The organism is Vibrio sp. sp1, from assembly GCF_016920955.1.
GTDB lineage: Bacteria > Pseudomonadota > Gammaproteobacteria > Enterobacterales > Vibrionaceae > Vibrio > Vibrio alginolyticus.
The window spans coordinates 428155-452270 of the sequence record NZ_CP060590.1; the positions used below are offsets into that span (position 1 = coordinate 428155).

The following is a 24116-nucleotide window of genomic DNA, read 5'->3' on the forward strand; positions in this document are numbered from 1 at the left end:
ATGCTAGGCTACACACTCCTTGCCTCGCCTAAAACGATTTTACCTCGAACAAAACTTAATCTCGAAAGATAAACAGACCCTACTTTGTACTGAAAAGAAGAGGGAAGAGATTAAATGAGGAAGGGATATGACAGGCATTAAAAAAGCCCGAGTCAGACTCGAGCTTTCAAAGATATTAAGCGTGGTCAGCTTACACGTAGTACGCTTCAACTTCGCCTTTAAGCTTGATTAGCATTGGGTTACCGAAACGGTCTTTTGCTTTAGGAGAAGCAATTTTTACCCAACCTTCGCTGATGCAGTATTCTTCTACGTCAGTACGCTCTTGGCCGTTGATACGAATACCGATTTGGTGCTCGAAGCATTCTTTGATGAAGAATGGGCTACGTGGGTTACCCGCTAGGCGATCTGGTAGAGCTGGTTTAGCTGTATCTGTCATGTTTGTGACCTAAATTCCGTAAAAAGTGCGCTATTGTAGTCAGTGCACTGTGTGTGTTCAAGATATGTTGAGAGTGGATGCGTTGTTTAACTTTCAAGTACCGCCTACAACCCCTTCAAATACTGCGCGTTGGCTGTTGGTTGAATCATGGCATTCAGCGTTTGGACGGTTTGTTCGCTGTACTCTTCAAGTAGAGCTAAGAACGCGTCAATCAACTCAGGTTTGCTTGCTGAGACTTTCGTTTCGGTCTGGATATCACGCAGATCGATCAACACATCGGTAAACAATTGCGGCAGATCGTGCATCACTTGCAGGTTTAAGACGTTGTGCTCGCTGTAGATTGAATTGTGGCTACCTTTTTGTTTTTGCACCACATACGGGTTGTCTTTTAGGTTGATGATCGATGTGCGCTTGTCACAACGCTTCAAACAGCCTTTGTTAACCTTAATTTTGCGGCAACCTTCGGTTTGTTGGAACAAACATTGGCGGCTCGTGAGTAGGGTATTTGGATGATAAATGCTGTAGAAGCTGCGCATGTTTTTCGGACGCTTTATGTGACGCATCTGCTTCATATTCAGCTCGTTAGAAACAAACGAGCCACTTACCGCGAACTCGTCTTGGAGGCATTTAAACGCGTATGAGTTCACCGTGTTCAGTTGCGGGCCTGCCACCCAGCCTAAGCCGAGCTCTTTTGCGATCATGCCGACGCCTGAGTTGTTGGTGATCAACAACTCAGGTTGGATGGTTTCCAAAAATACGCGCACGGCGTGATAGTCTTCGCCAATCAAAATGGCTGGGAACCAAGGTTTGAGCATTGGATTGGCTTGGAACAACTCAATCATCGCGTTCAGTTCACCAGACAATCCCATTGGCAGTTGATAGTAAACATCAATGTCGCGGTATTCGCACAGCATGGCTTCTTGTGCTGACGAGATCAGAACCGATAATTTTGGCGCACCTTGGCGAGGTTCTGGTTGAGGTAATGTTGGCAGAGTTGGCACATCAATCGATCCTTTCAAGCTGCTGCCGGATACTTGTGTCGAAGTGACATCGAACGACTTAGTTTGCTCTGCCACTTTCTCAATGATCGCGGTTTTGTCGTCGTAGAGTTTCTTTTTCACCGCTTGTACATCATCAGCAGACTGGCATTGATAAACCTTCGAAAAATGCTTTACAGCGTGGTCGCGCGGGTTGTCGATGTACATCGCCTTGCCGAAATCGCCTTGCAAAAATGCGTTGGAGAAATCACGGTTGAACACCGTGTATAACTCTGTGGTGTCTTCAGAGAGTTCCAAACCTTCGCACAAGCGATCGATTTGCTGACGCCAATTGTCGACCACGGTATAGACGTAGTGCGATTTCTTGATTCGTCCTTCCACTTTTAAGGAATACACGCCAGCATCGGCAAGCGCTTTCAAGTCCCCAAAGGCGGAGTTGTCTTTCATATTGAATGGGTAGTTGTTGCCTGTTTTGGTCGTTTCGTACTGTTCGCGACAAGGTTGGCTACAGCGTCCACGGTTACCTGATGCGCCATTGCGAGCTGAACTGATGTAGCAAATTCCGGAGAATCCGATGCAGTATGAGCCGTGGACAAACACTTCCATCATTACGTTGTGCTCGCGACCAAATTGCGCCAGATGTTTTATCTCACTGATGTTAAGTTCGCGAGATAAGTTTACTCGGCTTGCGGTGAGCTGGTTGAGAAAGAGGATCTGACCTTCGTTATGCGTGTTCAGTTGCGTTGAAGCGTGCACATCCAAATCGGGGAAGTGATGTTTGAGAATGTAGGCCAGACCGAGATCTTGTACGATCACGCCATCGATTTTGGTGGTGTTCAGTTGGCTGAGTAAGCGAACAATCGCTGGAATTTCACTTTCTAAAATCAGCACATTCAACGTTAGGAAAATCTTACAGCTGTGCTGATGGGCTAACGTTAACACGCCATTTAAGTTATCTAAGGTGAGGTTGGTCGCTCGGTTACGAGCATTAAAGCGGTCGAGCCCGCAGTAAATTGCATCGGCGCCAGCGGCAATGGCGGCTTTGATGGAATCTAAATCACCACCGGGTGCTAATAACTCAAATTGATCGCGTGTCACTACTTTTCTCTTTCTTACTAAAATAGGCGGCAAATGTTACGTATTTCACGCTTTTGATGCTCAGCTAGTTAACGCTTTATTAATCTGAATCAATTAATCCGTATTACACGGTCGACTCTTGAGTGGGTAGAGTGCAATTCGCGATAGCGGAATCTGACTTCTATAGTTTTCCTATATTTGGTTTTTCTATATCTAGTTTTCGACTCAGAGAGAGGAAGGGACGACAAATGAAAAAAGTAATCATCGGGTTGGTAGTGGCGTTGACGTCATTGAGTGCGTTGGCTGGTGAGGGCGTGGTAACCGTTGCGAGCACGCATTCAACAAAAGATACGGCGGATAAATTTGTCGCTATCGCGCAAGAAAAAGGGTTGAACGTCTTTGCGCGCATTAACCATCAAGAGAATGCCACGAAAGTTGATATGACGTTGCGACCAACCGAAGTTATCGTGTTTGGAAAACCTAAAGTGGGCACGCCACTGATGATCTGTGCGCAGGAAGTGGCGCTCGATTTACCCCAAAAAGTGTTGGTGTATGAAGATGCTGAAGGCAAAACGTGGTTAGCTTACAACGCTCCGATGTATTTAAAACAGCGCCATCATATTGAAGGCTGCGACGAGGTATTGAACAAAATCAGCGGCGTGCTGGGCAATTTAACCAACGCGGCGGCGAAGTAGGGCTGGTTATTGGCTTCGCTTTTTTTTACCCCAAAAACGAAAAAGCCAACCTCACAAGGAGGTTGGCAAATCTTACCTAGATTGGGGGTAGATAAGATCAGGAGGTGGCGAGTACGCTGTGCACTTCTGACTTAATTGAGTCAGACTGCGTACCGAAAATCGCTTGTAAACTGTCGCCAATCACTAATACATCTCGCGCGCCAAGTGCTTTTAGCTTAGCAACATCAACGTTAGCAATGTCTTTCACCGAGACACGCAGACGGGTGATACACGCATCGACTGACTTAATATTGGCTTTGCCGCCCAATGCCGCTACTACATCCACCGCAATTTCATCGGGTTGTCCGGCGATCTTCACTTCTGCAATGTCGGTTTCGCGACCCGGCGTTTTTAGATCCAACTTCACAATTAGGAAGCGGAACAAGCCGTAGTACAGCGTCGCCCAGATTGGACCGATGATGATGAATATCCACGCGTTGGTCGACATTGGGTAGTAAAGGAAGAACTGAATCGCACCGTGCGCAAAGTCCGTACTGTGTTTGATTTCCAAAAATGCAGTGATCGCAAACGCAATACCAGTTAGGAAAATATGGATTACGTACAGCACTGGCGCGACGAATAGGAAGGTAAATTCGATTGGCTCAGTGATACCAGTTAACCACGAGGTCAACGCCGCAGACATCATCAAACCGCCGACGATTTTCTTGCGCTCAGGAGTCGCGCAGTGGTAAATCGCCAGTGCCGCTGCGGGTAGCGCCCACATGGAGTACATAAAGCCACCAGACAGATAACCTGCGGTTTTATCGCCCGCGAAGAAGCGAGTGAGCTCACCGGTAAACTCTTTGCCGGTTTCTGGGTCTACATAGCTGCCGACTTCAAAGAAGAACGGCGCATTCCAGATGTGGTGCAAACCAACCGGGAGTAATGAACGTTCGCCCGCGCCGTAAACCGCCCACGCGAGAACAGGGTTTTGGTACGCTGCCCAATGAGAAAATGCATCAAGAAGTTGTCCGACAGGTGGCCATGCAAACGCGAGGATAGCACCAACGACGATCGCCGATAAACCCGTGACAATGGGCACAAATCGCTTACCCGCGAAGAAGCCCAAATATTCCGGCAGTTTGATGTTGTAGAAGCGGTTGTACATGATTGCCGCGACCGCACCGATAAAGATGCCGCCAAACACCCCGGTTTGCAGCGTCTCAACGCCCATGATGGTGGCGTCAGTTTCTAAGCCGCGCAGGCCAGTCACGATACCGAGCGATGCGTTCATAATAATTAGGCCAACTAAGCCAGCGAGCGCAGCCGCACCGTCATTGCCTTTTGATAACCCGAGCGCTACACCGACCGAAAACATCAACTGCATGTTGCCGAACACGCCTTCACCGGCGGCGAGCATCACTTTGTTGACCGCGTCTGGAATAAACGCAAAACCCGCGTTACCAATACCCAGCATCAAGCCAGCCACCGGTAACACCGCCACAGGCAGCATTAACGACCGCCCTATTTTTTGTAGTTGTCCAAATATACTTGCAAACATGGTTTCCTCCTGACGAATGCCAGTGTTGTCGGACCTGATTCCTTCAGGTCATGTTGTTTCACGTAAGGTCAGGATGATCATAGCGAGCAAGGCGGCGCCTAAGGTTACAAAAGGCAATCAGTTTGTAAGTGGCCGCTTACAAATCTCTTACACCGAGAAGTGAAAATTGTAATCAGCTCGATTGTGCATGGGCGTTTAAGAATGCATCATATTGGCCAGCGCCAAACTCAGGGGCAGGCAAAGGGACGGACACAGGGAAAGTCGGATGGAAAACAAGCAGATACTGGTCGTCGATGACAACCTCGACCTTCGCGAAGCGTTGTCAGACTACCTTGGCCGCGCTGGGTTTGAAGTACTTTGCGCAGAAAACGGCGGCGTGATGTGGCAGCTGCTCAACGATCACCATCCCGATTTGATCATCCTCGATATTATGATGCCCGGTGAAGATGGCTTTACCCTGTGCCAGAAACTGCGCAAAAACTCCGATATCCCGATCATCATGCTGACCGCCGTCACTGAAGAAGCCGACCGAGTCGCAGGGCTAGAAATGGGCGCTGACGACTACATCACCAAATCATTCAGCCCGCGTGAACTGCTCGCGCGCATCAAAACCATTCTGAGACGCAGCCAATCGACCGCCAATAGCAAACTGACGCGTAAAGTGCGTTTTGACGATTGGTTGTTGGATACCGTAACCCGGCAACTGACCCACATTGCTAGCCGCGAGGTCAAGCAACTGAGTGGCGCGGATTTGTCGCTGCTCGGTTTGTTCGTCAACCACGCGCAATCAATATTGTCTCGCGATGACATTGCGCGCGAGATCTGGGGACGCGATGCCGACCCGTTTGAACGCGGCATTGACGTGCAGATCAGCCGCTTGCGTCATCACCTTGAAGATAAAGACCGTTCGCTGCTCCTAACGGTGCGTAACAAAGGCTACATGCTGACCACGGACGTGCACTATGAGAATTAAACGCTGGACGGGATCACTGGTCGTTCGCACCAGTGTGTTCCTGTTGCTGGTGATCATTCTGGCGCAGGTATTATCCGGGATTATCTGGTATCAACACGCCAGCGAACGCGATAAAGAGGGCCTGACCACCACAGTCAAAAGCTTAGCACTGAGCGCTTCTTCCACCATCGCTTTCTTTCAAACCCTCCCTTCTGAATATCGCCACTTGGTGCTCAATCAACTGCGCAACATGGGCGGCACGCGCTTTTTCGTCTCACTCAACAATCACCAGATTGACGTCGACCCACTGCCAGAAAGCGAACGCAAAACGTTGGTCATCAACCAAGTTCGCGAGGTATTAGAAAGCGAGCTGAGCGGCATTCCTAATATCGAGGTGGAGTTCACCCAGCGCGACAAACTCAAAGTGTTCAACAACGAGCTACCTATCGACGAACTGCCGTTATTGTGGGCGCATTATTCGCTTTCGTTTGGTGACCTCAATCCGCCTATTCTGGTGATGCAGGTCGAAGTCGCACAGAATGAATGGTTTTATCTCGCGGCGGTGCTACCCGCGCCTTACATCAACCTAGAGACTAACTATTTTGAGCTGCGCCAATGGCTCACGCTATTACTGTCCGCGCTAATGCTGTTGCTGTGTACCTGGTTTATCGTTCGTAAAGAAATTCAACCCATTCGAGAGCTGGCAAAAGCCGCAACCCTGATGTCGAGCCGATTAGACGTGCCCGAAGTCTCTGAGCGCGGCAGTAACGAACTGAAAGCGGCGGTACGTGCGTTTAACAAAATGAACCGACGCATCGACAGCCACATTAAAGACCGCGAGATGCTGTTCAGTGCCATTTCACACGATCTGAAAACGCCTATTGCTTGCCTAAAACTACGGGCGGAAATGCTGGATGACGACGCCGACCGAGAACGCTTTATCCGCCTGAGTAACGACCTAGATTTGATGGTCAAAGGCGCATTGCAATGCATTAAAGAGACCGATATCCACGAGGAAATCGAGCCGATCAATTTCACCCAACTGATTCAGCACATTTCCGCCAATATCGCCGATGCGCCGGACACAATTCGCATCCACGGTGAAATCCGCACCCACTTTGCTGGTAAACCGTTAGCGATTAAGCGCTGCATTCAGAATCTGGTCGATAACGCGCTCAAATACGGCCATCAAGCGGACATTACGCTGAGTGAAAGCCCAGAGTCGATCCAGATTGAAATTGAAGATCACGGTGATGGTGTTGACGACTTATTACTTGAAAAGCTCTGCCAGCCATACTTCCGCGCTAGCAACGATAAAGAAGGCAGTGGGCTGGGGTTAACCATTTCACAGAGCATTGCAAAGGCTCATGGTGGCAACTTGTTGCTGAGCCATTCTCAGTTTGGCGGCCTCTGCGCCACACTGACTTTCCCGAGAGACTGACTATGAACAAACTGGCATTCTTGTTCCCACTGTTGCTCGCCCCTTGCGTCGCTCGCGCTGAGTCGCCACAAGGGGTAGAGTTTTTACATTGGTGGACTTCTGACGGCGAGCAGCAAGCGCTGCAAACACTTAAAGCTCAGCTAAAACGGCACGATATAGAGCTGCTGCAAAGTCCGGTGTTAGGCGGTGGTGGCGACAGCGCGATGACGGTACTGCAAGCACGCGCGCTGGCGGGCAACCCACCGAGCTTCGCGCAAATCGAAGGGCCAAGTATTAAGGCGTGGGATGCCATCGGTATTTTGCACAACGTCAACGCGGTAGCGGATGAGCAGCGCTGGGACGAGGTGCTCTACCCGCTGTCTATCGAAATCAATAAAACACAAAACGGCTACATCGCCCTGCCACTCACACTGCACCGCTTAAACTGGCTGTGGGTCAACCACAAGCTGCTTAAACAACTGAATCTGTCCGCGCCGAAAAACTGGCAAGAGATGTTCGCCGCCATGGAGCTTGCTAAGCAAAATGGCATCGTGCCGATCGCGGTCGGTGAGCAGCCGTGGCAAGTCGCCCAACTTTTCGAGAACTTAGTGATCTCCACTGGCGGCGTTGAGTTCTACACCAATGCGATGGTTAAACTAGAACGCGACAGCATCGACAGCGATACACTGCGCCAAGCGTTGAAGCAATTTCGCCGCCTAAGTTTGTTGATCGACAACCAATTACCCGACAGTAAATGGGATACGGCAACCCAAGCGCTAGCCGACGGTCAAGCGCTGTTTCAAATCGGTGGAGATTGGATTTTAGGTGAGCTGCTCGCCAATCAAGTCTCGGTTCCGCAAGAGGTCGGCTGTTACCCAACGCCGGACAGCGATGGTGTATTCCTCTACAACATGGACAGCTTGGTGTTTATGTCGAGCAAGTCGTTTTCTGCCGAGGCTGCTCAGCAAACCGCAAGCGCGCTGGCAGATGTCGAGTTTCAAGCTAAGTTCAATAAGGTAAAGGGCTCGATTCCGGTACGTACCGATATCGACATCAGCGATTTTAATCCGTGTCAGGTCCAGTCATATCAAGACTTTCACTACGGCGTTAAACACAACCTCGCTGTGCCGAGTATGATTGATTCAATGGCGGTCAATCCGGTTGCCCACCAAGCGATAAACTCGGAAATTTTCCGTTTTTACCGCAACCCCAAGATGGAACCCGACGAGCTGATAAAACGCATTATTGCGATTTCGAAAAGCGGTTAATGGCAATGAATCTGTGCCGAGATGGAATAAAAAAGCCCCAATGATTGGGGCTTGAGTGAAGCGAAGTATGCCGTTTAGAAATAGTGGAAGATCGGCGGTTCATGCATCAAGAAGTTTTGATGGGAGATGTTCCACGCATAGGCGCCCGCTAAGGTAAACACAACGTAATCACCAATATCGACGTGGGCGACGTGTTGATTGCGTGCCAGCACATCTTTGGGCGTACAAAGCTGGCCGACAAAGGTCGCTTGTGCATGCTGAATTGGATGAGAAATCTCATGGTGTTGCTCGCTTTTCAGGATGACGAATGGATGATCATGGCTCTGCGCCGCTGGCGTGCGGAAGTGGTGAGTTCCTCCGCGCGCGATGACAAAGTTTTCGCCAAGATTTTGTTTAATATCCAGTACTTCCATCACGTAATAACCGCATGCCGCCGTGATGAAACGTCCGCATTCAAAACGCAGTGTCCAGTCTTGCAACTGCTCTTTGGCGATGAGGAATTCCAACTTGTCGCAAAACTCCATCCACGGAAAGTGTTGCTCAGGGTTTTGGTAGTTAATCCCCATACCGCCGCCCAAGTTGATCATCAGCTCACTGAGTTCGAACTCCTGCTGCCACGTTTTCACGACTTGGAAATAGCGCTGCATTAACGCTAAGTGACGTTCAACATCGAGCTGATGCGACATCAAGTGAAAATGGAATCCTTTCAGTGACACTTGCGGGAAATCGCGCAGCAACATCAAAGCATTACTCAGTTCGGACTCGTCCAAACCAAAAGGGGTCGGCTTGCCGCCCATCGCCAACTTGCTGAGCGTGATGTCGCCGATATCAATGTTCATACGCAAAAAGATCGAAGCCGGGCGGTTGAGGCGCTCGGTTAGTGCTCCAATGCGTTGTAGCTCGGTGAGGCTTTCGACATGAATTGCATCGACATCAAGCTCAATCGCTTGTTGCAATTCACTTTGCATTTTTCCTGGGCCACCGAAGATCAATGGCTTATCGAGTTGTTGCTGGTGGAGGTGTGCCAGCTCCCCGCCAGATGCCGCTTCAAAACCATCGACATACGGCGCGAGTGTTTTGAGAACAGGGCCTGATGGATTGGCTTTGGCTGCGTAAAATAGCTCGACATTTTTCGGCAAAACGTGACGCAGTTGTTTGATGTGTTCTTCTAAGGCGTTTAGGTCATACACGTACGCGCACAAGGGTTGATTTTGCTGCTGTGCGAGCGTGTGAACTTGTTGGCTAACGCGTGTCGGTAGAGAGAGGGAATTAGACATGTTGCGCTCCTTTTTCGTGTTGCTGCCAAGGCGCGGCGACTTGGGTATAGCCCGACTCTTTATCGGCTTTTTGCATCAAGCGCGTGGTGAAATTATTTTTGCTTGGGAAGTGACCGCCATTCAGCAACGCTTCTAGTTCCGGCTGTTTTCCATTCACGGATTGCCAACGCACAATGGCACTTTGCACCGCATTCCACAGCGTTTGCTCTAGTGGCTCATCACCTTCTGCGATGAAGAAAATCGCTTCGCTGATGTTGTTGATAAAGGTGCAGTATCCGATGCGATTCCAGCCTTGTTCGCGACTGTAGCAAACCGATTGTCGCGCGCGTTCAGACAAGTCAGTTAATGTTTCTGCTGGCCAGAACTCCGGCAGTAATTTAGTGCCTTCCAAATCACGAATCCAAACACAACACGGCATCTCTTGCTCAAAGCCAATCAGGGTGTTTTGCAAATGCGGCTCAAACGCCACCCCGTGTTTGAAGTAGTAATTAAATACGCCCGGGATCAGGCAATGCAAATAGCGCTCAAACCACAGTGTCGCGATGTCGGAATAGCGATTTTGCGTAGTACGCGCTTTGTTTTTAAGGCGTTGAGCAATGCAACTGTTGCCGTTTTTGTCGTAAGCAAACAGAGCGCCAGCGAGGGTTGGTTTTAAGATATCGACTTCGCTCAGCGAGAAATTTTCGCGATACAAAATCCCAAACGATTCGCGCGCTTTGGTGTTGTCATCCCAATTACGCTCAGCGACACTTTCTAGATTCAATGTGGTGGCGTAAGGCTCTGTCATCACTTTAAATACGGGGTTGTGCAGCTGTTCGTTTTCTCGAATTGGTTTGAGAATCGACGTGAGCTGCACGGCGCTGTCGAGTTCGTACCACGCGTTTTTTCGCACGCAATTGGTTAATCGTACGTTGATGGAGAATTTCGCAAACCAATCCATATCTGGGTGGTAGAGGGTACGAACTGAAGAGGTCGGCTGCATCTTTTCACCACCTAAACCCAGTGGCGTGATCTTGCCTTGTTCAATGGCACGCTTCACGCTTGGGTTGCTCAAAATGGTGTAGCTTTCCCAAGGATGGCAAGGGTAGAGGGTCTTCCCATTGCTGGTGGTGTGTTGTGGCGCGAGCTGTTGTAGCATGCGTTGCGCAGGGTTAGCTTCTCCGTCGGAACTCAGCACATCAAGTAACGATGTATCCACTTCAAACCAGTACAACGGGACTTGCGCGCCGACTTCTGGAGAAAACGCCAAGAGATCATCCATGGTGACGCCCGAACGACTTTTCGGGGTCGGATGGAAAGTATGCCCCCAAATCAGAGACTGTTCCGAAGCGATAAACTCGTTGTGATGCGATTTGGGCGCGACGTTGAGAAACTGCTCGGTAACCAGCACGCTATTTTCCAGTTGTTCGATCAGCTCATGGTTGAACGGGATCGCCAACACCTGCTTGAGATAGTTAAGCAAAAGCGTAAGAGTTTGCGTGGCATCCAATTTCGCCCAACCAGATCCCGGCATTTTCGCCCACGGCAGTTCTGCCAATTTGATTTTGCCCAGTTTGCTCGCGTAGTGAATCGGCAAAACCAGCACGCCATTTTGTTGAGAAAGATGAACGGCTACCCGCTGCTTGGCGGAATAGTTGCGTTTTAACGTTTGGGGTAGCGATGTCGATTGGTAGTGCCATTCCACTTGTTGATTCGGTAGCGCAAATTCACGTAAGTAACAATTAAGAACACCCATTATCGTGTTGAGTTGGGCCTTCTCACGATTGAGCTGCACATCATGCGCGCGCAACTCGCTAGTCTGAGAGGATTGAGTTTGTAACATGTTGATTTCCAAATTTTGAATGGAGAACCAGCGCGATCAAGGTGATTACGCTGACTATCGCAGAAAGTAGGAAAGGAACCTCAAGTAGCCCCAAGCTAGAAATGAAAGAAGCGCAAAATCCCGCTGCCACGCCCCCCCATTTGGACATGGCATCAAAGCGAGAAAATACTTTGCCACTGAGTTTGCGATCCAGATTGCTCGCAAGATGCTGATGCAATCCGTGATAACAACACACCATCGCGATGCCGAAGATAATTCTCGCAGCAATGAGTGCGGTTTCGGATGCAATCAAATGCAAGGCAGAGCTCACGGCAAGCAATGCAAACCCAAGCCACAACGTGCGCAGCGGTTGATGGCGATTCAGCCCATCTGACAACACGTGGATTTTGCCTGCCAGCAACAGATAGACACCATGCGGCAGTGCGTACAAAAAACCGATCCATGCGTGGTTAGTGATGCCATATTGCTGCACAAACGGCGAGAAATAAGGAAAGGTCACCACCATAGAAAACGCAAACCCGAACTGAGCAAAGAAGATCCAACGAATGGCATGCATTGCGTTTTTCTGTGCAATGGGTTGTTCTTGCTGAGATTCTGAGTTTGGCTTTTCGAGGTTTTGTTCGGCGGGTTTATCCGCTGGCAGTGCTAGCGTGATGCCCATAGCAATTAAAGGCAAAACGCATAACCAAAGGTACGCGTTGAGTGGGTTGGTTTCGGACAAGCTCCAGCCGAGCCCAATGGGCGCAACGATCAGCGCCAAGCGAGCAGATAGTTGGGTTTTATTGAGTGACTTGCCGAGTGTTTTGGCTTCTTTAATTTGACTAGATAAGTAGCTGTTCGAGGCGGCCATGGTGCCGCCAAAGGTTCCTTGAACAATAAGACCAAACACAAACATGGCGAGGTTGTCTGCCAAGCCGCATAGCGCAAACCCTGCTGCAAGGCCAAGTTGCGCACGCAAGAGTGAGCGGCGGCGACCGTAGCGATCGGCAAAGTTGCCCCAAAATCGCGCCGCCAACGCAGTACAAAACGTAGGTAGGATAAACAATACCCCTGCCCAGTCCGCATCAATGCTTGCGCCTAATGTTGGCAACACGACGGGTAGAAATAGCGGCATACCTAACGCGGCAAACGCAGCGATAAAGTGGCACAACAACACACTGTAGATGAGTTTGGTCATAATCGTTTAACGTACGCTTTTTTTGATGGCTTCTAAGTAGGCGCGTTGCGCTTCTTCGCTAGAAAGCAGCAAGAAGTTCGGAGCCGACAAACCATAGAACTTATTGATGTCACTCGCGCCGGAGGCTTCTTTCGAGAGCAAACTGCCAGAGCTCAACAAGTATTTGGCGTGCAAATCAGGTGCTTCTTGCAGTAACTCGCGTGCCAGTTTTGTCTCTAACCCTTCGCCTTCCAATCGGTTGAGTTGCTCTGCAATGCTTTTGGCCACGATGGCATAAAGCGATGCTGAAGAGGCAATGCCCTTCGCTGCCATGGCTTCTACAATCGCTGCGATATCCAATTGTAATGTGATGGTGGTAAACATCTGACCGAGCGCCAATTCATTGTCGACTTTGATGCGTTGATCGAGCAGTTCATCGCAATCCACTGGAAGTAGTTTTGCGCCGTGTTTTTGGGCTGCATGCTCTGTTGCAAAGTGGAAGCGCTCTGGCCAAATCCGCGCCGCGTCGTTGTCTTTCATCGCGAGCGTCATTTTGCCCTGTTGATCAAATGCAATGATGGCGTTTTGCTGGTTGGACTCCAATGCGATGCCATAACGAAGCCACAAGGTGAGGTGCACTTGGCATAATAGGTCGACGTAATCTTGGAACCACGCCAGCGTATCTTGTTGATAGTAATGTTCTGCCAAATGTTCTAAGAACAAGCGGTCGTCAGGCATTGGGCTTGCTAGTGCTGCAACCGGAACTAACGCTTTGTCTTCGCAATGAGTAAGTGGGTACTCACGTACGATGTACGCGAAGGTTTTATCCTCGCCGACGTGTCCACCGTGTTTTTCGTTGCAATGGAACAAGCGACTGTTTAAATCGGCGTCCGTTTGTTCAAGGTGGCTGAGTAGGCGTTCAAACCAGTGGCCGTCATACAGTGTTGAAGGCTTGATTAAGCGAATATTTTTCGTGCCTAGCGATCGCATGATCAGCGGAACCTTGATGTGAATGTGCGGTGCCTCGTTGACGACCACAGTACGAACGGAAAGCGTTGGCGTCACGTCTAGATACGTTAAAGGCGCTTCTATTACACCTTCGGGTAAGGCTTCTAAAGATCGCAGGGTGAGCGGATGTGCAGGGAACAGAACGTGGCTCAGTGCAAAATCAGCAGGAAGCCCAACTTGCTCCATGGTCGGCCAGCAATCAGGTTGTTCGCTGGTTAATGTCACCAGTGATTTTTCAATCGCAATCCAATGCAGAGCAAAGCTTGGTGCAAACTCGGGCGCGTACTTAGCAAGGTCTTCATCGCTCAGACCAAACTTCGCCCGCGCAGTTGGATAGTACGGATGGTCAAGGTAAGAAGCGATCTGGTCGGCTAGCAGCAGTTTTTGATGCCAAGAACCAAGCTCGGATATTGGTTGAGAAATGTGGTCTGCGTGATGATGAAACGCTTGGTCACACAGCGCTTTGTGTTTCTCTGCACATTCCAGTTCTTGAAGGTATCCCGCCAGCAACTCGTGAGAGCTCTCATGCGCCAGTGTCGTTAGTAGCGCAATCCACTCTTTGTAATGCTGTTGATGCTCGACTTGGCCATTTTTCTCCACCCACCAACCTGGTGGTGTTTCGTCATTGGCGTGACCGTAGCGCCAGTGCTGCATGTAATACGTTGGCGCAACAGGTAAATACAACGTGAAATCAGAGTTGGCAAATATCAGCCAGACTTGCTCGTCTTGAGGAACAATTACCCCTTTTGGCGCGTCTCTACTGAACTTGGCCTTCGACAAAATGCCAAACATGTCTTCGCGTAAGCAAGTGTCGATCAATCGTTGCGTTAGATACAAAGCGTTGTCATTCATGCTGCCACCTCACGAGTCGGAGCGAGATCGAAATTGCTAAGCGCGTTCTGCAGCGCTTGGTCGAGGTTTCGCCCTGATGGTGAGACAATCGAAATTCGGGCGAGATAATCCTTATTGGAATAACTCTGTTGGAAGTGTTCTCCAGCGGTTTTTAGTACCTGTTGCTGGGTGATGATATCGTCATCGTGTTGGATGAACGACGTCGAACCTCCGTCGATCACACCGCTGTGTTCCGCAACTACGTAGTGCACGTGCGCTGACCCATGAATTTGGTAATCGCCGTCCAATCTTCGACCCAAATGCAGACCCAAAATTGTGCTAAACCAACCAAAGTGAGCGAGATTGTTGAGCAAGAATTCGCGGCCATCTCCAATACTGCGGTAGTTGATTTCCACCAGAATCGGGCCATTTTCCGTAATGATAAATTCGCTGTGGCAAACTCCAAAACCAACGCCGAACGCTTTCAGTTGAGCCAAGCAAGCTTCTCGGTGAGCAATGCCGTTTGGTCCGTTCCAGTCTGCGGCGGTTTCGATGAAGTAAGGCGGCTCAGAGAGCGACACATCAAAACCGCCCACGGCGATAAGTTGGTTACCGTCTCCTAAAGTTTCGAGCGTAACCAACGGTCCTTGAAGAAACTGCTCCACCAGAATGGCGGCGTTTGGGTGCTTTTGCCAAAACGCCTCGCAGTAAGCATCGAGCTCGCTTTGGGAGTCACAGCGCTGTACATCTAAACTTGCCACGCCTTCTTTGGGTTTTGCTACGACAGGGAAGGCCATGCCTAATGCCACATTCGAATGGCGATGCAGCAAACAGCTTTGTGTGTTGGGTAAGGATTTTTCATTTAACACTTGTCGAGTTAAGTGTTTGTTTTTGGCCTTTAACGTGACAGACCAATCTTTGGATGGGAGGCCAAAAAATTGCGCGCAGATGGCGGTGGAAGTTTGTAAGTGATCACTATTGCTAAAAATAGCGTCTGGCTTTAATTCATGCTCCGTGATGGTTTCGATGAGTTCTAATGGGTTGAAGACATCACATTCTAGAATGGTATCCGGATTAAAGTGACTATCACGACTCGCCAGCTCTAAATGGCTTAGCTTGTGGTCGGTGATAAGAACGACGTGAAGGTCCATCGCTTTAGCTGCAGGCACAAACCCGTGAGTGACTGCATCGTTAACGACATGACTTACGATAATCATCGTAGATTTCATGAGCTTTCCTAATTTTCTAACATTTTCTTCTAACGTTGATAAAGTCGCTCACGGTCGTCTTCCAATGTGCCTCTCTCGAGACGGAGGGCAGAAGTTTTAGTGTTTATTGTTATGATGTTTGATTTTTTTTGTTGTTAGTTGTGTTTTTAGGGTAAATAAATATAGAGCATAAAATTAATATTGCAAATAGAAATAATATTTGTTCTTATTTCCATCCGTTGGCTTTATAACAACTAAACGGAATTATGGAATGAATAAATTATTGACCCTGACCCCCTTGGCGGTCGCGATTGGTTCTTCATTAGTAGCACCAAGCGCAGTGGCTTCAGAAGAGACGAACTCAACCCCATCAGCAACTGAAACGATTCAAGTCTTCGGTCATCAGTACGAAGGTTATGCTGAACACATGCCTCAATCAGGCACCAAAACCGATGTGGAATGGCTTGATGTGCCACAAGCGGTATCCGTAGTAACGAAAACAGAAATGCAAGACCGAGGCGCGGTGCGCTTAGTGGATGCGCTAGATGGGGTAGCCGGGGTCAATAACACCTTGGGCGAAGGCAGCCGCGATCAGTTCATGATACGTGGTTTTGATTCACTCAACGATATGTACCGTGATGGCTTGCGAGATGACGGTACGTTGCAGTCTTACCGCAGCTTAGCGAATGTTGAACGCGTTGAAATTGTGAAAGGCCCTGCGGGCGCTTTGTATGGCCGTGGCTCGGCTGGGGGCATCATCAACTTGGTGACGAAACGCGCTAACGGTGAGAATTTTACTCACGTAAACGGCAGTGTAGGTAGCAACAACCAGTATGTCGGTCAGGTCGACAGCTCAATGGCGTTTACAGATAAGGTCAACGGGCGTATTAACCTGGAATACCGTCAAGCCGACTCGTACGTTGATCATGTTGATTCAAACGATTTCTTCATTGCACCGACCATTCGTGTGTTACCAGCGGAAGGTCACACCATTGATGTTGACGTGGAATACGCCCATCAAGAACTAGTGCCGTATCGTGGTGTGCCATCAAAAAATGGCAAGCCAGTTGATTTGCCAGTAAGCACTTACTTTGGCGGCACAAACGACTATCAGGAGTCAGACAGTCTCCGTATTGCGGTGGATTACGAATGGCGTCTGAATGATCAATGGGTATGGAACAACCGAGCGGCATTCAACCATATCGAACTTGAGCAAAAAGGCACGCGTCAGGGCAAAGTGACGGGTAATGAAGTGTCTCAAACCGTCAACAACTTTGGTTACGATCCACGTACTACGACCACTTTACAATCTGAGTTGGTTTGGGAAACCAGGGACAATCAATTGATGGTGGGTGCAGATTTCAACCAGATCGATATCGACCTAACGTTGGCAAGTGACAAAACGCTTCCTCCGCAAAATATCTACGACCCAGTCGTTGGTCCAACGCCTGATCCGGGCTTTAAGCCATTTCGTGACAATACCACCACCACGACAGGTTTGTATGTGCAAGACGTCTATACGTGGGGCGACCTTTCTTTGATCGGTAACGTGCGTTACGACTCGATGGAGCTCGAACAACAAAAAGCGGGCTCAGATAAGGAAAAATTGGATGATGACAAAGTCAGCTACCGTGCTGGTTTGGTATACCGCATCAATTCCGACACATCCGTATACGCCAGTTTAGCGCGCTCTTGGCAGTTACCGTACGCTGGTATCTACATCAATCCAAAATTGGCGGAATTCTTCCACACCGACTTAAAAGAGGTGGGTGCGAAAGCGTACCTTTTGGATAACGCATTAATGTTGAATGCGGCACTGTTCCAGATTGATCAAGAGCAACCACAAACTAACGTGGACGGCGATGTGATCGATAAAATTGAAGTGCGTCACCAAGGTATTGAATTAGAGGCTCGCGGTCAAATCACCAAACAGTGGGACATCTCTGTGGGTTACAGCTACTTGGACGCGGAAGACAAAGCCACAGGCAAAAAGCCGAACGATGTATCAGACCACTTGTTCTCTCTTTGGAGCACTTACCAATTGGATGACAACTGGCGTTTAGGCGGTGGTGTGAAGTACGTGGGCGACCGTTACGCAGGTAACGACGAAGCTGTCGCACTTGGCGATTACACAACGGTGGATTTGATGGCGGCGTACACCACTGGTCGTCATAAAATCCAAGCGAACGCTTACAACATTTTGGATGAGAAATACATTCTTGGCGCAACAAACGGCACGTCTGGCTTAAACCAGATTGGCTACGGCGCACCAGCCGAGTTTATGCTCAGCTACGGATATCAGTTCTAGGCTTTTTGTGCGTAGTTAGCGCCTGTTAGCCAATTTTTACCTCATATTGAGGATGTTTAGCCCCGAGAGCTTACGGGATGTATTCTGCCCGAGGCTCAATTTCTCGCAAAGGAGATCTTAATGTCTTACCAGAATTTGGATGGTAAAGTGCGTGTACGTGCTGGTTTGTCTACCACTTACAGTGTGCTTGCGATTGCAATCGCTTCTGCCACATCCATGAGCGCGGTTGCCGCTCCTGCTAAAACAGAACAAACTACCGCGATGGAAACCGTCGTTGTCACTGGTAGCGTGATTGGTAAATCTGAAATTGAAGACGTCAAAGAGTACCCAGGTGCTCGTACCGTCATTACCCGCGATCAAATCGAGAAAACCGCCGCAGGCTCGATTGATAATGCGCTACAGCGCGTGCCGGGTATTAAAGTTCAGGATGAAAGCGGAACGGGCGTATTGCCCAACATTTCCGTACGTGGTTTGAAAGCAAGCCGTAGTGGTCATGCTCAGTTCTTGATGGATGGTGTACCGCTAACACTTGCGCCATATGGTCACACTGGTCAGTCTATCTTCCCAGCAACACTGTCGATGCTTGATCGTATTGACATTGTACGCGGTGGTGCTGCAGTACAGTACGGCCCAAACAACGTCGGTGGTGTGATCAACTTAGTGACCAAACCGATTCCACACACGTGGCAAACTGAAATCAGTAACCGCCTTACCGTGTTTGATGGCGGTGATGCGCCGCTGAATGATTTTTACCTACGCACGGGCGGCTGGTTAAGCGACACATTTGCACTACAGTTGGAAGGTAACTTCCTAAAAGGTGAAAGCTTCCGTGAACATTCCGATACGGACGTGAAGAACTTTCAAGCTAAAGCACAGTGGCTATTGAGTGACACTCAAGAGATTCAAGCATTCCTGCAACGTTACGATGCTGAAACGCAAATGCCGGGCGCACTTTCGCCACAAGACTACGAACAAGATCGTCACCAATCGAAACGTCCTTACGATGATTATGAAGGTAAGTCGACACGCTGGAGTGTTAAGTACATCCACGATTTGCCATTTGCCGACAGTGCCGAGCTAGAAGTGCTAACGTTTGGCCATAAGTCAGAGCGTCTTTTCAAGTGGGGCTTTAACAGCGCGGGTGGCCATTGGGCGGATCCGGCTCTGCCAGCGACGGACGTTCGTACCTCTCCACGTGAATTTACCGTGTATGGTATAGAGCCAAAAATGGCGATGTACTTTGGCGAAGGTAAATCCGTTACTCAAAACTGGATCGTGGGTACCCGTTATGTTAATGAAGACATTGACTACAAACTCACTCAGACTCCAATCGCCGGTGGTGCAACCAGCGTTCCGCGTGATTGGCATCTAGATACGGACGCGTTTGCTGGATACGTTAGCAACGAAATTGGTTTGTTCAATGATACATTGAAGGTAACGCCTGGGTTGCGTGTTGAGTCGGTTCGAATGACGTTTACCGATCGTGGTAAAAAACAAACGGCAGACAACACCGTGACGGAATGGTTGCCAGGTTTGACGGTGGCATACAACTTAACTGACCAGTGGGTGACGTATGCGAACGCGCAAAAATCACTTCGTGCGCCACAAATTGCCTACATCCGAGGTTTGGGTGAAGAAGGTAGCGAACTGGCTTGGAACTACGAAGTCGGCGCGCGTTACACCCAAGATGCGACCAGCTTTAACGCTGCACTTTATCGCATCGACTTTGAAGATCAATTGCAATGGCAAAGCTCAACGCAGACCTTCGATAACATCGGAAAAACACTTCACCAAGGCATAGAGCTTTCTGCTCGTTACGTGCCTGAAGCACTACCTGCACTGAGTTTAGGCGCAAGCTACAACTATCTAGACGCTACGCTTGAAGAAGAAGGCGCGAATAAAGGTAATCAACTGCCTTACACCTCTAAGCATCAGCTTGGTTGGGATGCAACCTACGCATTTTACGGCATGGACACCACGCTATCGGGCTTCTACTTTAGTGATTCGTATACCGATAACGCCAACACCAGTGCCGAAGATGCAACTGGCGCAACGGGTAAAGTACCATCTTACATGGTGTGGAACTTCAACTTGGGGACGGATTTATACAAAGACGACAAAGGCAAGTTACGCATGAATGTTGCGGTGAACAACTTGTTTGACGAGGAGTATTACTTCCGCGGGATTGATACAAGCCCAGTTGGTCGGTACCCAGCTCCGGGACGCTCTTACACACTGGATCTGAACTATCAGTTTTAAGCGTTTCGTTCACCGAGTTTGAAAAGAAAAGTCGCCAATTTACCTTGGCGACTTTGCCGATCTTAGATACTGGAAAACTCTTAGCACTGGAAAAAAGCAAGATGAAAAATAAAAAACAATTTACGATCAAACACTTTTCAACCGTTTTGCTGATGCTACTGAGCTCAGCTTTGATGTCATTTAGCGCATTTTCTCAGGCGCGCAGCGTGCAAGATGAGCAAGGCACTTTTGAGCTAGAAGCGATACCTCAACGTATTGTGGTTTTAGAATTTTCGTTTGTCGATGCATTAGCGGCAGTCGATGTCTCACCGGTAGGCGTCGCCGATGACAACGATGCCACACGAGTCATTCCTGCTGTTCGTGCCAAGGTTGAGCCTTGGCAATCGGTCGGCATGCGCTCGCAACCGAGTTTAGAGGCGATTGCGGTGCTCAAGCCGGATTTGATCATTGCTGATGCAGAACGTCATCGCGCGATTTATCAAGATTTGCAGCGAATTGCGCCAACTTTGCTGTTAAAAAGCCGTGGTGAGACATATCAAGAAAATCTCGAATCCGCACACAAAATCGGCGTGGCAATTGGCAAACAAGCGAAAATGACACAACGAATTGAGCAGCACAAACAGACCATGGCGGAGTTCAAACAGCATTTTGCAACACAAGAAACCATTCAGTTTGGTGTGGTTTCTGACAAAGGGATGTGGCTGCATAGCCCGGTTTCTTACGCTGGTGGCGTTTTGAGTACGCTAGGCATCCAAAGCCCGCTGGCTCCATCTGAGCAAAAAGCGTATATCCCAACCAGTTTCGAACTTTTACTAAAAACCAACCCTGATTGGTTGTTAGTTGGACTTTACTCTCAACCAAATATTGTGGATGAGTGGCGCAAAAATCCATTGTTTAAGTTGCTAACTGCTGCAAAAAAACAGCAACTTGTTGAGGTTTCTCCTGAACTGTGGTCGTTAAATCGCGGCATGTTGGCTGCGGAAGAAATTGCCCGCAATCTTGAAGCGTTATTGGAGCGCTCATGAGTGAGGCGATAAGCTCGGAAAGCGCGTCTTCGGTTAGCAAATCGCATTGGAAAGCGAGCTTGTTTGTCTGTGCTATGGCGTTGTGTACGCTCTCAGGCTATGCAGCCTCAATGATTGGCTGGTCCAACTTTTCTTTGAGCGTTAATGATCTGACAAGCTATTGGTTTGCGTTTGATGAGGGCAATATGCTGCATCAAATCCTCGAGACGCTGCGTGCGCCTCGTACCTATGCTGGGTTACTAATTGGCGCTTCGCTTGCGGTATCTGGAGTGCTGATGCAAGGATTGACTCGTAACCCTTTGGCGTCGCCATCCATTCTCGGCATTAATGCTGGTGCGGCTTGTTTTATGGCCTTGGCGTCCATCGGCGTACCATTCTTTAGTCAATTGAACCCAATCATCAACGCAGTACTCGGCGCGCTACTAAGTGGTGGTGCGGTCATGTTGTTGGGTGGTTTTTTCTCCGCGCGTTCTCACCCATTGCGTTTAGTGCTAGCGGGCATTGCCATCAGTGCACTGCTGATAGGGTTAACTCGTGCGTCGGTAATTTTGGCGGATGACATGGCTTACAGCGTGTTGCATTGGTTAACGGGTTCACTCTCTGCCGTAGATTCTGAGCAGTGGCAGCAACTGTGGCCTTTTGTGACCTTAGGTTTGGTGCTCGCCATGGGCTTAGCGCGAAACTTAAATTTACTCGCGTTGGGGGACGAAGTTGCTGTTGGGCTAGGTGGTAACATTCGTCTTACGCGATTAATCAGTGGTTTAGCGGTTGTGCTGTTGGCGGGTACTAGCGTGGCGATTGCTGGGCCAATTGGCTTTGTCGGGTTGTTAGTGCCGCACTTGGTACGCCCGATTGTTGGTCACAACTATCACATTCTCATTCCGGTTTCCGCTTTGTGTGGCGCGGCATTGGTGACGTGGTCAGATGCTTTATCACGATCGATTGCCTTTCCGGCTGAAACGCCAGTGGGCGTGATTACCGCGCTGTTGGGCACACCTTGCTTTATCGCGATTGCAATGAGGAAATCATCATGATGAATCAAACCAAACTGTTTGCATTAGTTGGATTGTTGCTGATTGCGTCTTCTCTCACGCTGTTTGTTGGCGAGGCGAACATGTCGGCTCAACAGGTTTTTGCATTACTGTTTTCTTTCTCTGACTCGGACTTTGTGATTCACCAATATCGATTACCGAGAATGTTGCTCGCCATTGGCGTGGGCGCTGGGTTGGGGCTGTCAGGCGTTTTAGTTCAAGGCGTCATCCGTAACCCACTTGCCTCACCAGATTTAATGGGGATAAGCGCCGGAGCAGGACTGGCGGCTACCGCTTGTTTGGTGCTGTATCCGAATGCGCCAGTGGCAATGTTGCCGATGGTCGCTATGGCGGGAGGCTTGCTTGCTGCTGGCTTTATTGCTGTGCTGGCTTACTGGTCGAAACCAACACCAGCACGTTTGGCGCTGATTGGTGTTGCTGTCAGCGCATTTTTAGCCAGCGGTATCGATTTTCTTCTGATTGTGCACCCTATCGAAATCAACACGGCGATGGTATGGCTAACCGGCAGTTTGTGGGGACGAAATTGGCAACAAGTGCCGTTTATTTGGAGTGCTCTATTGCTGCTACTGCCATTGGCGTTTTGGCTGGCTTGGCGGCTAGATGTTATGGGACTGGGAGAAGAAAGCGCTACTACGCTTGGCACGAAACCAAGACAGATCCAAATTCTTGCGCTGATTGCTGCCGTGCTATTGGCGAGCATCAGTGTGTCTGTGGCAGGCACGATCAGCTTTGTTGGCCTGCTTGCGCCGCATCTTGCGCGTTTGCTGTTTGGCCACAACCACAAGTTGTTGATTCCAGCCGCTGCAACCCTTGGCGCTTTGTTGGTGATTTGCGCCGATGGTTTAGCGAGAGGCTTACAGCCGCCAATTGAGCTACCAGCGGGAGTGCTAACATCTGTTATTGGCGCACCATATTTCATTTTTCTTTTGTATCGTTACAGAGGTTGGTAAGCATGTTACGAACGCAGAACTTATCCGTCGCGTACGGCAAACAGACCATCATTCCAGATCTCTCTTTGTCGATTCCTCAAGGTAAAATTACCGCACTAGTTGGTCCAAATGGTTGCGGTAAATCGACACTATTAAAAACCTTGGTACGCATCAATAAACCTGCTTCTGGCCAAGTGTTGTATGACGACAAACCACTAAGCAGCTACGGTGATAAACGCTTGGCGCGTTCGTTGTCTTTGCTGCCGCAGATTCTTGTCAGTCCTGAAGGTATTACCGTCAGAAAACTGGTCGAATATGGCCGCTCGCCTTATCTCTCTCATTGGGGCAGGTTAAGTCAACAAGACAAAGCCTTGGTCGAGCAAGCAATGCAAGATACTGGCGTGATTGAGTTTGCTGACAAGCCAGTTGAATCGTTGTCTGGTGGCCAAAGACAAAGGGCGTGGATTGCGATGGTAATGGCGCAAGATACCGACGTAGTGATGCTTGATGAGCCAACCACTTACTTGGATCTCTCTCACCAAGTTGAGCTGATGAAACTCATGAGGCAGATGAACGACAAAGGCAAAACAGTGGTGGTAGTGCTGCACGATCTAAACCAAGCGTGCCGTTACTGCGATCATTTGGTGGTGTTGGAAAAAGGTCAGTTAGTCACGCAGGGAACACCGCAAGAGGTACTGACAGAAGGTATGTTGGCATCGGTGTTTGATTTACAAGCGAGAGTATTTAACGACCCAATCTCAGGCACGCCGATGTGTGTGGCGGTGTAGGTTTACGTCTTTCGAAAGCTATCTGCAATAAAAACGTCGATCCATAAAAACAAACCCCTCTAGTAAC

18 protein-coding genes are annotated in these 24116 nt (G+C 49.3%); 10 read left to right on the forward strand and 8 right to left on the reverse strand.

Annotation, left to right across the window (positions count from 1 at the left end; genetic code table 11):
- Positions 1-190 precede the first annotated feature (190 nt).
- Both H9L11_RS17485 and H9L11_RS17490 read right to left on the reverse strand, forming a co-directional pair.
- Positions 191-436: a DUF3297 family protein gene (locus H9L11_RS17485; protein WP_005374689.1), complete on the reverse strand. Its 246-nt coding sequence runs from the start codon at positions 434-436 to the stop codon at positions 191-193.
- Positions 437-540: 104 nt separating this feature from the next.
- Positions 541-2532, reverse strand: coding sequence for a peptidase U32 family protein (locus H9L11_RS17490; RefSeq protein ID WP_205391317.1), 1992 nt, complete (start codon positions 2530-2532; stop codon positions 541-543).
- A 227-nt stretch (positions 2533-2759) separates the two neighbouring features.
- Here H9L11_RS17490 and H9L11_RS17495 point away from each other — a divergent pair, with 227 nt between their 5' ends.
- Complete coding sequence (locus H9L11_RS17495; RefSeq protein ID WP_054576550.1) at positions 2760-3206, forward strand: DUF302 domain-containing protein; 447 nt, start codon at positions 2760-2762, stop codon at positions 3204-3206.
- Positions 3207-3303: 97 nt separating this feature from the next.
- Here the strand turns inward: H9L11_RS17495 and ptsG are convergent, their stop codons facing one another.
- Positions 3304-4746 carry a glucose-specific PTS transporter subunit IIBC gene (gene ptsG, locus H9L11_RS17500; RefSeq protein WP_205391318.1) on the reverse strand — a complete coding sequence of 481 codons (1443 nt, stop codon included), beginning with the start codon at positions 4744-4746 and terminating at the stop codon, positions 3304-3306.
- Between the two features lie 265 nt (positions 4747-5011).
- Here ptsG and H9L11_RS17505 point away from each other — a divergent pair, with 265 nt between their 5' ends.
- Genes H9L11_RS17505 through H9L11_RS17515 form a run of 3 tightly spaced genes read left to right on the forward strand, consistent with a single transcriptional unit; the run spans position 5012 to position 8386 of the window.
- Entirely contained in the window at positions 5012-5719 is a 708-nt protein-coding gene (locus H9L11_RS17505; RefSeq protein ID WP_017634509.1) for a response regulator transcription factor, read from the forward strand.
- Complete coding sequence (locus H9L11_RS17510; protein WP_017634508.1) at positions 5709-7139, forward strand: HAMP domain-containing sensor histidine kinase; 1431 nt, start codon at positions 5709-5711, stop codon at positions 7137-7139. The genes H9L11_RS17505 and H9L11_RS17510 overlap by 11 nt, the downstream gene beginning before the upstream one ends.
- Positions 7140-7141: 2 nt before the next feature.
- Entirely contained in the window at positions 7142-8386 is a 1245-nt protein-coding gene (locus H9L11_RS17515; protein WP_205391319.1) for an ABC transporter substrate-binding protein, read from the forward strand.
- A gap of 74 nt (positions 8387-8460) precedes the next feature.
- Here H9L11_RS17515 and H9L11_RS17520 read toward each other — a convergent pair whose 3' ends face one another.
- Genes H9L11_RS17520 through H9L11_RS17540 form a run of 5 tightly spaced genes read right to left on the reverse strand, consistent with a single transcriptional unit; the run spans position 8461 to position 15709 of the window.
- Positions 8461-9663: a type III PLP-dependent enzyme gene (locus tag H9L11_RS17520; RefSeq protein ID WP_205391320.1), complete on the reverse strand. Its 1203-nt coding sequence runs from the start codon at positions 9661-9663 to the stop codon at positions 8461-8463.
- Positions 9656-11485, reverse strand: a complete 1830-nt coding sequence (locus H9L11_RS17525; RefSeq protein WP_205391321.1) for an IucA/IucC family protein — start codon at positions 11483-11485, stop codon at positions 9656-9658. The genes H9L11_RS17520 and H9L11_RS17525 overlap by 8 nt, the downstream gene beginning before the upstream one ends.
- On the reverse strand, positions 11457-12662 hold the full coding sequence (locus H9L11_RS17530) for an MFS transporter (protein WP_047731545.1): 1206 nt from the start codon (positions 12660-12662) through the stop codon (positions 11457-11459). The genes H9L11_RS17525 and H9L11_RS17530 overlap by 29 nt, the downstream gene beginning before the upstream one ends.
- A gap of 6 nt (positions 12663-12668) precedes the next feature.
- A complete protein-coding gene (locus H9L11_RS17535) occupies positions 12669-14501 on the reverse strand; it encodes an IucA/IucC family protein (RefSeq protein ID WP_205391322.1) in 1833 nt (610 codons plus the stop codon).
- The gene (locus H9L11_RS17540; RefSeq protein ID WP_205391323.1) at positions 14498-15709 is read right to left on the reverse strand and encodes a hypothetical protein; all 1212 of its coding nucleotides are present in this window, start codon (positions 15707-15709) and stop codon (positions 14498-14500) included. The genes H9L11_RS17535 and H9L11_RS17540 overlap by 4 nt, the downstream gene beginning before the upstream one ends.
- Before the next feature lie 250 nt (positions 15710-15959).
- Between H9L11_RS17540 and H9L11_RS17545 the strand changes: the two genes are divergently transcribed.
- The 6 genes from H9L11_RS17545 to fecE all read left to right on the forward strand — a co-directional run bounded on the left by H9L11_RS17545 (position 15960) and on the right by fecE (position 24049).
- Positions 15960-17996 carry a TonB-dependent siderophore receptor gene (locus H9L11_RS17545; RefSeq protein ID WP_205391324.1) on the forward strand — a complete coding sequence of 679 codons (2037 nt, stop codon included), beginning with the start codon at positions 15960-15962 and terminating at the stop codon, positions 17994-17996.
- Between the two features lie 120 nt (positions 17997-18116).
- Positions 18117-20255, forward strand: a complete 2139-nt coding sequence (pvuA, locus tag H9L11_RS17550) for a TonB-dependent siderophore vibrioferrin receptor PvuA (RefSeq protein WP_025768677.1) — start codon at positions 18117-18119, stop codon at positions 20253-20255.
- Positions 20256-20356: 101 nt separating this feature from the next.
- Positions 20357-21280: a Fe(3+) dicitrate ABC transporter substrate-binding protein FecB gene (locus tag H9L11_RS17555; protein WP_033906853.1), complete on the forward strand. Its 924-nt coding sequence runs from the start codon at positions 20357-20359 to the stop codon at positions 21278-21280.
- Complete coding sequence (locus tag H9L11_RS17560) at positions 21277-22314, forward strand: iron chelate uptake ABC transporter family permease subunit (RefSeq protein ID WP_205391325.1); 1038 nt, start codon at positions 21277-21279, stop codon at positions 22312-22314. Before H9L11_RS17555 ends, H9L11_RS17560 begins: the two co-directional genes overlap by 4 nt.
- Positions 22311-23282, forward strand: a complete 972-nt coding sequence (locus H9L11_RS17565) for an iron chelate uptake ABC transporter family permease subunit (protein ID WP_033906635.1) — start codon at positions 22311-22313, stop codon at positions 23280-23282. The genes H9L11_RS17560 and H9L11_RS17565 overlap by 4 nt, the downstream gene beginning before the upstream one ends.
- Before the next feature lie 2 nt (positions 23283-23284).
- On the forward strand, positions 23285-24049 hold the full coding sequence (gene fecE / locus H9L11_RS17570; RefSeq protein WP_005374717.1) for a Fe(3+) dicitrate ABC transporter ATP-binding protein FecE: 765 nt from the start codon (positions 23285-23287) through the stop codon (positions 24047-24049).
- Positions 24050-24116: the final 67 nt, after the last annotated feature.

Bases quoted from the DNA above. Each gene is read 5' to 3' on its own strand.
- H9L11_RS17485 (WP_005374689.1), bottom strand. From the start codon at position 436: ATGACAGATACAGCTAAACCAGCTCTACCAGATCGCCTAGCGGGTAAC.
- H9L11_RS17495 (WP_054576550.1), top strand. From the start codon at position 2,760: ATGAAAAAAGTAATCATCGGGTTGGTAGTGGCGTTGACGTCATTGAGT.
- ptsG (WP_205391318.1), bottom strand. From the start codon at position 4,746: ATGTTTGCAAGTATATTTGGACAACTACAAAAAATAGGGCGGTCGTTA.
- H9L11_RS17505 (WP_017634509.1), top strand. From the start codon at position 5,012: ATGGAAAACAAGCAGATACTGGTCGTCGATGACAACCTCGACCTTCGC.
- H9L11_RS17510 (WP_017634508.1), top strand. From the start codon at position 5,709: ATGAGAATTAAACGCTGGACGGGATCACTGGTCGTTCGCACCAGTGTG.
- H9L11_RS17515 (WP_205391319.1), top strand. From the start codon at position 7,142: ATGAACAAACTGGCATTCTTGTTCCCACTGTTGCTCGCCCCTTGCGTC.
- H9L11_RS17520 (WP_205391320.1), bottom strand. From the start codon at position 9,663: ATGTCTAATTCCCTCTCTCTACCGACACGCGTTAGCCAACAAGTTCAC.
- H9L11_RS17525 (WP_205391321.1), bottom strand. From the start codon at position 11,485: ATGTTACAAACTCAATCCTCTCAGACTAGCGAGTTGCGCGCGCATGAT.
- H9L11_RS17530 (WP_047731545.1), bottom strand. From the start codon at position 12,662: ATGACCAAACTCATCTACAGTGTGTTGTTGTGCCACTTTATCGCTGCG.
- H9L11_RS17535 (WP_205391322.1), bottom strand. From the start codon at position 14,501: ATGAATGACAACGCTTTGTATCTAACGCAACGATTGATCGACACTTGC.
- H9L11_RS17540 (WP_205391323.1), bottom strand. From the start codon at position 15,709: ATGAAATCTACGATGATTATCGTAAGTCATGTCGTTAACGATGCAGTC.
- H9L11_RS17545 (WP_205391324.1), top strand. From the start codon at position 15,960: ATGAATAAATTATTGACCCTGACCCCCTTGGCGGTCGCGATTGGTTCT.
- pvuA (WP_025768677.1), top strand. From the start codon at position 18,117: ATGTCTTACCAGAATTTGGATGGTAAAGTGCGTGTACGTGCTGGTTTG.
- H9L11_RS17555 (WP_033906853.1), top strand. From the start codon at position 20,357: ATGAAAAATAAAAAACAATTTACGATCAAACACTTTTCAACCGTTTTG.
- H9L11_RS17560 (WP_205391325.1), top strand. From the start codon at position 21,277: ATGAGTGAGGCGATAAGCTCGGAAAGCGCGTCTTCGGTTAGCAAATCG.
- H9L11_RS17565 (WP_033906635.1), top strand. From the start codon at position 22,311: ATGATGAATCAAACCAAACTGTTTGCATTAGTTGGATTGTTGCTGATT.
- fecE (WP_005374717.1), top strand. From the start codon at position 23,285: ATGTTACGAACGCAGAACTTATCCGTCGCGTACGGCAAACAGACCATC.